The 11,817-nt window shown below is 72.7% G+C and carries 8 protein-coding genes; 6 read left to right on the forward strand and 2 right to left on the reverse strand.

Translation table 11 applies throughout. From position 1 onward, the window contains the following. Positions 1 to 32 precede the first annotated feature (32 nt). The 4 genes from ACZ4FH_RS25080 to ACZ4FH_RS25095 all read left to right on the forward strand — a co-directional run bounded on the left by ACZ4FH_RS25080 (position 33) and on the right by ACZ4FH_RS25095 (position 7,414). Positions 33 to 1,613: an alkaline phosphatase D family protein gene (locus ACZ4FH_RS25080; protein ID WP_467307527.1), complete on the forward strand. Its 1,581-nt coding sequence runs from the start codon at positions 33 to 35 to the stop codon at positions 1,611 to 1,613. A 104-nt stretch (positions 1,614 to 1,717) separates the two neighbouring features. After that, entirely contained in the window at positions 1,718 to 3,091 is a 1,374-nt protein-coding gene (locus ACZ4FH_RS25085) for an SWIM zinc finger family protein (RefSeq protein WP_467307528.1), read from the forward strand. Beyond that, positions 3,088 to 5,766 (forward strand): DUF7824 domain-containing protein, encoded by a 2,679-nt coding sequence (locus ACZ4FH_RS25090; RefSeq protein WP_467307530.1) that lies wholly within the window; start codon positions 3,088 to 3,090, stop codon positions 5,764 to 5,766. Before ACZ4FH_RS25085 ends, ACZ4FH_RS25090 begins: the two co-directional genes overlap by 4 nt. 223 nt (positions 5,767 to 5,989) lie before the next feature. After that, positions 5,990 to 7,414, forward strand: coding sequence for a GNAT family N-acetyltransferase (locus ACZ4FH_RS25095; protein WP_467307584.1), 1,425 nt, complete (start codon positions 5,990 to 5,992; stop codon positions 7,412 to 7,414). Positions 7,415 to 7,535: 121 nt separating this feature from the next. On the opposite strand, the gene ACZ4FH_RS25100 is transcribed toward ACZ4FH_RS25095, so the two are convergent. After that, positions 7,536 to 8,765, reverse strand: a complete 1,230-nt coding sequence (locus tag ACZ4FH_RS25100; protein WP_467307531.1) for a trans-sulfuration enzyme family protein — start codon at positions 8,763 to 8,765, stop codon at positions 7,536 to 7,538. Positions 8,766 to 8,824: 59 nt separating this feature from the next. Between ACZ4FH_RS25100 and ACZ4FH_RS25105 the strand changes: the two genes are divergently transcribed. Both ACZ4FH_RS25105 and ACZ4FH_RS25110 read left to right on the forward strand, forming a co-directional pair. Then, complete coding sequence (locus ACZ4FH_RS25105; RefSeq protein ID WP_467307533.1) at positions 8,825 to 9,331, forward strand: Lrp/AsnC family transcriptional regulator; 507 nt, start codon at positions 8,825 to 8,827, stop codon at positions 9,329 to 9,331. A 72-nt stretch (positions 9,332 to 9,403) separates the two neighbouring features. Next, positions 9,404 to 11,089: a DUF885 domain-containing protein gene (locus ACZ4FH_RS25110; protein ID WP_467307534.1), complete on the forward strand. Its 1,686-nt coding sequence runs from the start codon at positions 9,404 to 9,406 to the stop codon at positions 11,087 to 11,089. A 154-nt stretch (positions 11,090 to 11,243) separates the two neighbouring features. Here the strand turns inward: ACZ4FH_RS25110 and ACZ4FH_RS25115 are convergent, their stop codons facing one another. After that, the gene (locus ACZ4FH_RS25115) at positions 11,244 to 11,732 is read right to left on the reverse strand and encodes a rhodanese-like domain-containing protein (protein WP_467307536.1); all 489 of its coding nucleotides are present in this window, start codon (positions 11,730 to 11,732) and stop codon (positions 11,244 to 11,246) included. Between the last annotated feature and the right edge of the window lie 85 nt (positions 11,733 to 11,817).

Raw genomic sequence — 11,817 nt, forward strand, 5'->3', positions numbered from 1 at the left:
CAGATCCGTTCCGTCGCCCCGGAGGCCACTCGATGCCGTTCCGTCCGCGCGTTCCTTCCCCCGGCCGCCGCACCGTGCTGCGCGGCTCGCTGGCGGTGCCGGCCGCCCTCGCCGTCCCCGTCCTCGGTTCCGCGGCGCCCGCCTTCGCCCGGTCGGGCCGCCCGGACGCGGCGTGGGGCGTCCAGGTCGGCGATGTCACCTCGTCGACCGCCCTCGTGTGGGTGCGTTCCGACCGCCCGGCTCGGATGCTGGTGGAGACCTCTGCGACGGAGTCCTTCCGCCGTGCGCGGATCTGGCACGGTCCGCTGCTGGGCCCTGGCACGGACTTCACCGGGACGACCCCGCTGCACGGGCTGCCCGCGGGTGAGCAGGTGCACTACCGGGTGACCCTCGCCGATCCGGAGGACCCCCGCCGGACGGGCCGGCCGGTGTACGGCACGTTCCGGACGGCTCCGGCCCGGCGGCGGGACGGGGTGCGCTTCGTGTGGTCCGGTGACATCGCGGGCCAGGGCTGGGGCATCAACCCGGACATCGGGGGGTACCGGGTGTACGACGAGATGCGCCGTCTGGACCCGGACTTCTTCCTGTGCAGCGGTGACAACATCTACGCGGACGGGGTGATCGAGCCGAGCGTGACGCTTCCCGACGGGCGGGTCTGGCGGAACGTGACCACCGTGGAGAAGTCGAAGGTCGCCGAGACGCTGGCGGAGTACCGGGGGAACTTCCGGTACAACCTGCTCGACGACAACCTGCGGGCGTTCAACGCCCAGGTGCCGTCGGTGATCCAGTGGGACGACCACGAGGTGCGGAACAACTGGTATCCGGGCCAGATCCTCGATGACGTCCGGTACGCCGAGAAGAACGTGGACGTCCTGGCGGCGCGTTCGATGCGGGCCTTCGGCGAGTACTTCCCCGTGTCGACCCTGCGCCGTTCGAACGGTGAGGGCCGTGTGCACCGCGTGGTTCCGCACGGTCCGCTGCTGGACCTGTTCGTGCTGGACATGCGTACCTTCCGCAACGCCAACTCGCCCGGACGGCAGGCCGACGACACCACCGGAATCCTCGGTGCCGAGCAGCTGAAGTGGCTCAAGCGCGCGCTGTCGAAGTCCCGTGCCGTCTGGAAGGTGATCGCCGCCGACATGCCGCTCGGGCTGGTCGTCGCCGACGGAGCGACGGACTTCGAGGCGGTGGCGCAGGGCGATCCCGGCGCTCCGCTCGGCCGTGAACTCCAGATCGCCGAACTGCTCCGCCACATCAAGCACGAGCGGATCACCGGAACGGTGTGGCTCACAGCCGATGTGCACTACACCTCCGCCCAGCACTACCGGCCGGAGCAGGCCGCCTTCCAGGACTTCGCCCCCTTCTGGGAGTTCGTCACGGGCCCACTCGCCGCGGGCCAGTTCCCGGCCAACGCGCTCGACCGGACCTTCGGCCCGGACCAGGTCTTCGTCAAATCACCTGATCGAGCGAACGTCTCCCCGATGGAAACACCGTCGCTGTTCGGCGAGGTCGACATCGACGGCGTCAGCGGAGAGTTGACGGTCCGCCTGCGTGAGCAGGGCGGATCCGTTCTGTTCACGAAGGTCCTCCAGCCCGGCCGGGTGGGTCAGTGACCCCGACGGGAACCTGACGGACGGGAAGGGCGAGGTGTGCCGGTGCGCGTATCGGCGCTCCTCGCCCGGCCCGATTGTCAGTGGCGGGTCCTACGGTTTTTTTCATGACCCGATCCGTACAGGCGCTGGCCTACTCCCGTCCCTCCGCACTGCTGTCCTCGCAGGCGGGGCAGTCGCTCGGCCTGGAGACCGCGGGCGGCCTCACACCGCGCGGCGCCGAACCGCACCCCCGCTTCTTCGAGGGCTTTCTCGCCTCGCCGCACATCGCCGCGCGCGGTCTGCTGGCCGTGGCCGACGTGGCGTCCGCCCGGTACTACCAACGGAGTCTGCACGCGTCGCTGGACCCCGTGGTCACGGGCAACGGTGACCGGCTGCGCTTCGAGTCCTTCTCCGGCTGCTGCGGTGTCTACGCACGCCTCGACATACTCAGCGAGGGCCTGGAGGGCGTCGAGACGGGGCACGGCACCACGAACGTGGATGTGAACAACCCGCTGCGGGAGGCTCTGTCCCGGACGGCCGGTGACGATCCGTTGCATCTGCGGGTGGGTCCGGAGGAACTGGCGGTCACGACGGCCCGCGAGCGCGTGGTGGAGAAGAAGATCCCGCTCCCGGACCGGTGGCTGCGGGGATTCGCGGAGGCCCAGGTGGCGTCCGCGGCGTTCGATCTGCGGGCCGAGCTCCCGGCGGCCGAAGCCGTCCGGTTCCTGCGCTCGCTCTCCCGCGCGTCCGGCGCCGCGTCGCGCGCTGTGCAGTGGGTTGTTCCGGCGGGCCGCGCGCTGCGGCCCACGTCGCGCCCGGCGGCCGGGGCCGTCTGCCTCCCGGGACCGCAGCGCCTGGCAGCCCTGCAGCGCGTCCTTCGGTACGCGACGGCCCTGCGGGTGTACGGGCCTCCGGCCGACGGGGTCCCCGCATCCAGCGCCTGGGAGGTGGTCCTGCCGGGCATGCGGCTGACGCTGACCCTGTCGCCCGAGGTCTCGCGCGGATTCTCCGGGGAGGGCGGTGTCCTGGAAGCTCTCGCCACCGACGATGCCGCCGCCGACGCCGAACTCGTCTCGGTGCTGCTGGCTTGGGAGCCGCGCATCGAGCCGGCGGAGCTGGCGGAGCGGTCGGGCCTTCCGGTGGGGCGCGTACGGGCCGCGCTGACGCGGCTCGGAACCGCCGGCCGGGTCGGCTACGACCTCGCGGACGGGGCGTACTTCCACCGCGAGCTGCCCTACGACGCCGAGCGCGCCGAGCGCCACAACCCGAGGCTGGTCGCCGCCCGCGAGCTGGCCCGGTCCGGCGCGGTCACGCTCGACGGCGATCTGGCCGCCGTGGCCTCCGCCGACCGCCGCTACCAGGTCCGTGAGCACAACGGCGCGCTGAGCTGCACCTGCCCGTGGTGGGCGGACTACCGGGGCCGACGAGGTCCCTGCAAACACGCCCTGGCCGTCCGCATGGTCCGCCGTGGCGCCGTTCCCGCGGGAGGCACACGATGAGCGAGCTGCTCACCGCGGTCCACGAGGGCCGCCTGGACGACATCCCCGCCCTCCTCACTCCCCTGGGCAAGGCGGAACGCCGCGCGGCCCTGGCCGAGTTGAAGGAGCTGCGCAAGCAGTCGCGCACCTGGCCGTGGGGCGAGCGCACGAGGACCCGGAAGGCGATCCTGATCGCCGGCGCCGGTTGTCACGGCGGGGCCGCGGGATGCGCCACATGGATCGGCGCACGGGAGATGCGCGACTGGGTGCACTCCCCCTACCCGAGGCTGCTCGGCGTGCTGGCCGACCGCGATTCCGCATGGCTCGCCGATCTCGCCCGCCGTCTGAGTGCCCGCAGCATCGAGTCCGACGCGGAGTTCCGCCTGGTCGCCGAGCTGGTGCGGATGGCCGGCTGCCCCCTGCCCGTGTCGGACGGGCTCGTGCGGGGCTGGTCGGAGCGCGTCAACCAGACACGGTGGGGCCACCGCCGGTCGCGGCCCCTGGTGGACGTCCTGCGCGACGAGCCGCACCTGGCCGAGCTGGTGCCGCACCTCCTGGAGATGCCGGAGGTGCCCACCCAGGTGACGTGGACCAACACTCAGGACCCGACGGACGACTGGCCGGCCTCACTGGCGGTGCTCACCAAGGAGGGCCTGCTCGACCGCGACCCGCTCGTGGACCGCTGCGTCACCCGCCTGCTCCGGGGCGGGAAGCCCTCGGACCTGCGGTTCTGTCTGCGTCTGTTGCAGGGGCTCGAACCCACGGCCGAGGAGGAGCGTGCCCGGATCACGGACTGGCTGGCGATGGCGTCGGACGGCACGTCCGCCGTGGCGGGCCACGCCCAGTCCGTGCTCACCCGGCTGGACGCCGAGGGCGCGGTCTCGGTGCGCCAGTGGGCCGAGGTCTCGGGTCCGGTCCTCTTCCGCTCCGAGAAGAAGCTGGTGCGGGCGCAGCTGGTCCTGCTGGGCAAGGTGCTGCGCCGCGCCCCGGAGGCGGCCGACGTACTGCTGCCGCTCGTCGCGGAGGTGTTCGGCCATCCGGACATCGCGGTCCAGGAGCAGGCCCTGAAGCTCGTGGCCCGCCATCTCTCCTCGACGGCACCAGCGGTGCGCGAGGAAGTCGCGGATCTGGCCGCGCAGTTGGGTCCGGTGCATCAGCCGGCGGCCCGCGCCGTATTCGGTGGGACGCGGACCGGCGGTGCGCCGGTCGACGCCTATGAGGAGACCCTTCCGTCCGCACCGGTGGCGCGGCGCCTGGGACCCGCCGTGTCCGGCGCGGCGGAACTGGTGGAGGAGTACGTGTCCCTGGTCCGCACCCGTGCGGGGGAGGTGACCGCGTTCGAGCGGGTGCTGGACGGGCTGATCCGCTGTGCTCATGACGACCGGAAGGGTCTGGCCGACGCGCTGCCGACCGCCCTCGCGGGACAGTGGTGGGCGGATCCGGCGATCCAGCTGTCCCAGGAGGAGATCGACCGCCGGTTCTCCCGGAACCACGACGGATTGCAGGTCGTCGTGGCCTCGTTCCTCGGGCGGGTCTCCGCCGCCGCGATCGACGAGGGCCGCAGCCGGTGGACGGCCACGGGCAGTTGCTGCCACGCGGCCCTCGAAGGCGTGCTCTACGCCCGGCTGTGGGAGGCGGCCGCCGCCATACGGAAGAACGATCTGCCCTTCCTCCTCGCCACGCCCACGTGGCACACCGGCTCCCTCGATCCGGCGGAGCTGGTCGAGCGCCTGACCGTCTACCGCGACCGAGGACTCGCACCGGGCCCGGCCGACTTCGGACAGGCACTGCTGAGGGTGCGCCGCACCGGCGAGGGCCGCGCGGCGGACGCGGCAGCCGCGCTCGGCACGCGGGAGGGCGACCGGCTGGCCGCCTGGATCCGAGCGGACGAGCCGGTGGCACCCGTCCTGAGACGTCCTGTCGAAGTGGAACCGCGGTCGGAGCGCGGCTGGCTCCAGCGGTCGGTGGTGAGCACGCGCCGCCTCCTCCTGGCCACGAGGGAGCGCCTGGTCATCCAGCAGGAGTTCCCGCGTACCTTCCACTGGCTCGGACGCCCGCACTCCCCGAGACAGCAGCGGTGCTACCACTGGGGCGACAGGTCACCGCAGTGGATCGCGACATTGCCCGAGGACGCCGACACGCTGGCGGCCTGGCTGCTCCCCTCGCTGACCGATGTCGAGGAACAGCGGGGCATGGCCTGGCCCCTGCCCGATCTCGCCGAGTCCGAGGGACCGTCCGGGCACGCCGTCCATCTCGCGCTGGCCTACGGACTCGGGGCGCGATTCGCCGAGGACCGGCTGTCGGCGGTCGACGCGCTGCTGGTCCTGGCCGCCCGGGGCAGATTGGACGCGGAACTGCTCTCCGGCCAGTTGGGTGACCTCATCGAGCGGGATCTGGTGAAACCGGCGCGGCTGGCGGACTCCGCCCGTACGGCGGCGTCGACGGGCGCCTGCCGGACGGTGCTCTCGGTGCTGGTCCCGGTGCTCCCGACGCTGCTCGGGCGGGAGAAGGCGCCGCGGGGGCTGAGCGATCTGCTCGCGGTGGCCGCCGAATGCGTGGAACGCAGCGGGCCGCCGAAGACCGGGCCGATACCCGGCCTCGCCGCTACGGCGGCGCGGGGCGGCTCGACCCAGCTGGTGCGGCAGGCGGCGCGGCTGGAAGCGGCATGCGGGGAAGGGGAGGACGCCACTCCGTAGAGAGGGTTCCCACGCGGGGCAACGGAGCGGGGTGTCCCGGCAGCGAACCATCCGGCCGGGACACCGGGGACGAGAGCCTTCACTCGTCCGGAACGCCAGGAGAAAACCACATGACAACCAACGGGAAACAGACGATAGGCCACCAGACCCACACTTAACCGATCGGTCACAGAGCGTTCGTGATCAGGCAACACCGTTCCCGCACAGTGAGGTCATGACTGATATGACATCCGCGCAGCACGCCCGCCGCCCCCATCACTGGCGGCGGGACCTGATCGAGCTGGCCGCTCTGTTCACCGCCGTCGCCGTCGCCGACGCGATCGCGAACCTGATCGGGCACCAGCCGGACGGCCCGTATCTGCTGATCGCCTCGGCGGTGGCCCTGACGGCCACGGCCGCGTTCCACACCTGGTGGGCCCGGCGCCACAGTCACGCCCCTCCGCCGGACACCGGCGGCGCGGCCGGCGGAAGCACGCCCGCCGGCGCGGTTCCGACCGGAGCGGTGCCGGGCCAGGGGGTGCGTGGCGCGGCGGAGGACACGGACCGTGAAGCGGGCGGGACCGTGCTGTGGCGGATGCGGACCACGGTCCGGGACGCGCCGGGCAGTCTGGCGGCGCTGTGCATGGAGCTGGCGCGTCACCATGTCGACATCCTGACCCTTCAGACGCATCCGCTGGCCGAGGGCACGGTCGACGAGTTCCTGCTTCGGGCCCCCGCCGCCCTTCCCGCCGCACGCCTGACCCGGGCCGTCTCCGAGGCCGGGGGCGCTTCGACCTGGATCGAACGGGCCGATGCCCATGATCTGGTGGACGCCCCGACCCGGGTGCTCGGCCTGGCCACCCGGACGGCACTGGACGCCGCGGAACTCCCCCTCGCGCTGAGGCAGTTGCTGGGCAGGTGCACCATCCACTCACTGCCGGCGGTATCGGTCGGCGGACGGGCCACCGGGGAGACGGCACCCGTCGAAGGCGTCCTGGAGGAGACGGTGATGCGGCTGCGCGATCCCTCGGGCGGCGTCATCACCGTGGAGCGTCCCTATCTCCCGTTCACTCCGACGGAGTTCGCGAGGGCGCGCGCCCTGGTCGAACTCGACGCCCGGCTCGGCCCGCGGGTCCCGCGCGGGAAGCACGTGCTCACCCTGCCCGAGGGCAACGCGATCACCGTCCGCCGCGCGGACCGGAGCGATCTCGAAGCGGCTCGGGCCATGCACGACCGCTGCTCCGAGCAGACGCTGCGCCTGAGGTACCACGGACCCGTCGGCGACGCCGACCGCTACCTCGACCACCTGCTGAGCCCGCGCTTCGGCCGTACGCTCGCCGCGCAGACCGCGTCGGGCCGGACCGTGGCCCTCGGTCACCTTCTCTGGGACGGGGACGAGACCGAGGTCGCGCTGCTCGTCGAGGACGACTGGCAGCGGCGGGGCATCGGCTCCGAGCTGCTGGCCCGGCTGGTGGGACTCGCCGCCGAAGCGGGCTGCGAGAGCGTCTACGCGGTCACACAGGCGTCGAACACGGGCATGGTCGCCGCGATGCGCGCGCTCTCGCTGCCCCTGGACTACCAGATAGAGGAGGGCACCCTGGTGATCACCGCCCGGCTCGGTGCGACGCCGGCGCACGCGTTGCCCCCGTACGAGCAGGCCGAGCGCTGACAGCGGCGGCGACATCGGCGGCGGCATCGGCATCGGGTTCCAGGCCCGGCGCCGATGCCGTCGCCCGCCGGGGGTGATCTCGGCCGGTGGTCCGGTGGGCCCGTGGTCCGGCGGCCCGGCGCTACCGCCCGGTCGCGCCGGCCGTTCCCGCCGGGACCGGAGCGGCGTCCTCGCTGCGGCGGTTGGGCGGCACTTCGCCGCCGAGGGCCTGGCAGAGGTCGCTCCACAGGTCCTCGACGTCTTCGAGGCCGACCGAGAGGCGAAGGAGCCGGTCACCGACGCCGGCGGCGTGCCGGTCGCTCTCGTCCACGATGCGGTGGCTGATGGAGGCGGGGTGCTGGATGAGGGTGTCCACGCTGCCGAGGCTGACGGCGGGGGTGACGAGCCGCACCGCGGCGGTCACGTGGTGCGGGTCGCCGTACACCTCGAAGGAGACCATGGCGCCGCCGATCTCCGGATAGTGGACGCGGGCGACGCGCGGGTCGGCGGAGAGGCGGCGGGCGAGTTCGGCGGCGCTCGCGGAGGCGGCGCGGACCCGTACCGGGAGGGTGGAGAGACCGCGGAGCAGCAAGTATCCGGCCATGGGGTGGAGGACGCCTCCGGTGGCGAAGCGCACCTGCCGGAGGCGGGCGGCGAACTCCTCGTCGCAGGCGACGACTCCGCCCATCACGTCGCCGTGGCCGCCGAGGTACTTCGTCGCGCTGTGCAGCACGATGCGCGCCCCGTGTTCGACGGGTCGCTGGAGGACGGGGGTCGCGAAGGTGTTGTCGACGAGCAGCGGGACCGAACCGCAGGAGTGGGCGACGGCGCGGATGTCGACCTCGGCGAGGGTCGGGTTGGCCGGCGTCTCGACGATGACCAGGCCGGTGTCGGGGCGCAGGGCGTCGGTGATCCCGGCCGGGTCGGTCCAGGTGACCTCGGTGCCGAGCAGACCGGCGCCCAGCAGGTGGTCGCTGCAGCCGTACAGGGGTCGTACGGCCACGACATGGCGGAGTCCCTCGGCGGCACGGGCGAGGAGGACGGCGGTGAGCGCGGCCATTCCGCTGGCGAAGGCGACGGCGCTCTCGGTCCCTTCGAGGCGGGCGAGCGCCGTCTCGAAGCGGGCGTTCGTCGGATTGTCGAGGCGGGAGTAGACGGGCGGGCCGTCGGGGCGGGCGCCGGTGGCGGCGAAGGCGTCGATGCGTTCGGCCTCGCCCCGGGAGTCGTGGGAGGGGTAGGTGGTGGACAGATCGATGGGCGGGGCATGCAGGCCGAGGGCCGCGAGGTCGTCGCGGCCGGCGTGCACGGCTTCGGTGGCCTGCGCCCTGAGCGGGGGTGTCGTCGAGGGCGCGAACGAGGCTTCGGTGTCCATGGCCCGAGCGTGAACACCGCACGGGATGTTCGGGAGAAACTCCGTGCTACGTTCGGCCGATGACCGATTCCGTCGCCCTGGACACGGTGGATCTGCATATTCTGCGGCTGCTGCAGAACGATGCCCGGACCACTTACCGCGAACTCGCGGCCGAGGTCGGGGTCGCTCCGTCGACATGTCTGGACCGGGTGGCACGGCTGCGCCGCTCGGGCGTCATCCTCGGCCATCAGCTGCGGCTCGACCCGTCCCGGCTCGGGCGCGGTCTGGAGGCACTGCTGTCCGTCCAGGTGCGACCGCACCGGCGGGAGCTGATCGGGCCGTTCGTCGAACGGATCAGGGCACTGCCCGAGTCGCGGGCGCTGTTCCATCTGACCGGCCCCGACGACTACCTGGTCCATGTCGCGGTGACCGGGACGGCCGATCTCCAGCGTCTGGTGCTGGACGAGTTCACCTCGCGGCGCGAGGTGGCCCGGGTCGAGACGCGGTTGATCTTCCAGCAGTGGGACTGCGGACCGCTGCTGCCGCCTGCGGCCGGAACGGCCGAGTCCCGGGCGGGTTCGGGCTGAGTCGGGGCCGAGTCAGGCCCGTGGGGCCGATTGATAGTGACTCGGGGGCCGTCCGTGTACGAGGATGTCCACATGTCAGACTCCCCCAGCAGCGCGCTGCCCCGCCAGGTCGCCGACGCCTACGTCGACGCGTTCATCGAACTCGACCCGATCTCCGGCACCTATCTGGGTGTCGCGGAGAGCTCGCGCCGCCTTCCCGACTTCTCCCCGGCCGGCCAGGAAGCCCTGGCCGAGCTGGCCCGTACCACGCTCGCACGGCTCGACCGGGCGGAGGAGCTGCCGGGCGCCGCCGATGACGCCGAGCGCCGCTGCGCCCGTCTGCTGCGTGAGCGGCTGACGGCGGAACTTGCCGTGCACGAGGCCGACGAGGCGCTGCGCGCCGTGTCGAACCTGCACTCCCCCGCGCATTCGGTGCGTGATGTCTTCACGGTGACGCCCACCGAGTCGGACGAGGACTGGGCGGCCGTGGAGGAGCGGCTGCGCGCCGTTCCGGACGCGCTGGCGGGGTACCGCGCGTGCCTCGCGCTGGGTCTGGAGCGCAAGCTGCTCGGCGGTCCGCGCGCGACGGCCACGTTCATCGGTCAGCTCGACGAGTGGATCGGGGAGGGCGGGAACGGCTTCTTCGAGGAGTTCGCGGCCCCGGGCCCGGAGGCGCTGCGCGCCGGTCTGGACGAGGGGGCCGCGCTGGCCACCGCCTCGCTGGTGGAGCTGCGCGACTGGATGCGCGAGGTGTACGCGCCGGCCGTCGAGGGCGAGCCGGACACGGTGGGACGCGAGCGGTACGCGCGCTGGTCGCGGTATTTCAACGGTACGGATCTGGATCTGGACGAGGCGTACGCGTACGGCTGGTCGGAGTACCACCGGCTGCTGGCGGAGATGCGTGCCGAGGCGGAGAAGGTGCTGCCGGGTTCCGGTCCGTGGGAGGCGCTGGCCCATCTCGATGTGCACGGCAAGCACATCGAGGGGGTCGACGAGGTCCAGGTCTGGCTGCAGAATCTGATGGACGAGGCGATCGAGGCCCTGGACGGCACCCACTTCGAACTCGCCGAGCGGGTGCGCCGGGTGGAGTCCCGTATCGCGCCTCCCGGGGGCGCCGCGGCCCCGTACTACACGGGTCCGTCCGAGGACTTCTCGCGGCCGGGGCGCACCTGGCTGCCGACCATGGGCGAGACCCGGTTCCCGGTGTACGACCTGGTCTCCACCTGGTACCACGAGGGGGTTCCGGGTCACCATCTCCAGCTCGCGCAGTGGGTCCATGTCGCGGACAGCCTGTCGCGCTACCAGGCCTCGATCGGCATCGTCAGCGCCAACGCCGAGGGCTGGGCCCTGTACGCGGAGCGGCTGATGGACGAGCTGGGCTTCCTGCCGGACGCCGAGCGGCGTCTCGGCTATCTGGACGCGCAGATGATGCGCGCCTGCCGGGTGATCGTCGACATCGGCATGCACGCCGAGCTGGAGATCCCGGCCGACTCGCCGTTCCACCCGGGCGAGCGCTGGACGCCGGCGCTGGCGCAGGAGTTCTTCGGCAACCACAGCGGCCGTCCGGCGGACTTCGTGGAGAGCGAGCTGACCCGCTACCTCTCGATGCCGGGTCAGGCCATCGGCTACAAGCTGGGTGAGCGGGCCTGGCTGCTGGGCCGGGAGAACGCCCGCGCCGCGCACGGGGACTCCTTCGACCTGAAGGCCTGGCACATGGCCGCGCTGTCCCAGGGTCCGCTGGGTCTGGACGATCTGGTCGACGAGCTGTCGAAGCTCTGACGACCGGCCGAGGCGGGTTACGGGACGGCGTTCCGGGCCCGCCTCGGCGTGTACGGGGCGCGCCCGCCCGGGGCAGGGCGTGTCCGCCCGGAGCGGGGCGCCGCGCCCGCCTCGTCCGGCGCCGCATGGGCGGCGGGGCACCCCGGAGACCGTCTCAGCAGCCGCAGTCGGCGTCGGTGGCCGGGGCGGTCAGCGGGTCGGGGGTGCGCCGTTCGGTCCCCTGCCAGGTTTCGTAGGCGAAGCCTTCGCGTGCCCAGTACTCGAAGCCGCCGAGCATCTCCTTGACCTGGTAGCCGAGTTCGGCGAGTGCGAGTGCGGCGCGGGTGGCACCGTTGCATCCCGGGCCCCAGCAGTAGGTGACCACCGGCACGGCGGGGTCGAGCAGTCCGGGGGCCTGTTCGGCGATGAGCGCGGTCGGCAGGTGCAGGGCGCCGGGGACGTGGCCCTGGTCCCAGGCCGCGGTCGAGCGGGAGTCCAGGAGGACGAAACCGGGGTCGCCGTCGGTCTCCAGCGCGGCGGCGACGTCGGAGACATCGGCGTGGAAGGCGAGCGAGGCACCGAAGTAGGCGGCGGCCGCGGCGGGGGACGCGGGCGGGACACGGAGAACGGGGTTGCCGCCGAGGGCGGTGAGCTGCGAGGTCATGCCAGAAATCTACGAGCGGAGCCCCGGTGCCGGGAAGCGGTGATCCACGGTGGTGGGCTTGATCGGCCGGGGATTTCCCTGTTTG

This window comes from Streptomyces sp. NPDC024555, from assembly GCF_055559335.1.

Excerpts from the sequence above, each read along its gene's own strand:
- ACZ4FH_RS25080 (WP_467307527.1), top strand. The coding sequence starts at position 33 with ATGCCGTTCCGTCCGCGCGTTCCTTCCCCCGGCCGCCGCACCGTGCTG.
- ACZ4FH_RS25085 (WP_467307528.1), top strand. The coding sequence starts at position 1,718 with ATGACCCGATCCGTACAGGCGCTGGCCTACTCCCGTCCCTCCGCACTG.
- ACZ4FH_RS25090 (WP_467307530.1), top strand. The coding sequence starts at position 3,088 with ATGAGCGAGCTGCTCACCGCGGTCCACGAGGGCCGCCTGGACGACATC.
- ACZ4FH_RS25095 (WP_467307584.1), top strand. The coding sequence starts at position 5,990 with ATGACATCCGCGCAGCACGCCCGCCGCCCCCATCACTGGCGGCGGGAC.
- ACZ4FH_RS25100 (WP_467307531.1), bottom strand. The coding sequence starts at position 8,765 with ATGGACACCGAAGCCTCGTTCGCGCCCTCGACGACACCCCCGCTCAGG.
- ACZ4FH_RS25105 (WP_467307533.1), top strand. The coding sequence starts at position 8,825 with ATGACCGATTCCGTCGCCCTGGACACGGTGGATCTGCATATTCTGCGG.
- ACZ4FH_RS25110 (WP_467307534.1), top strand. The coding sequence starts at position 9,404 with ATGTCAGACTCCCCCAGCAGCGCGCTGCCCCGCCAGGTCGCCGACGCC.
- ACZ4FH_RS25115 (WP_467307536.1), bottom strand. The coding sequence starts at position 11,732 with ATGACCTCGCAGCTCACCGCCCTCGGCGGCAACCCCGTTCTCCGTGTC.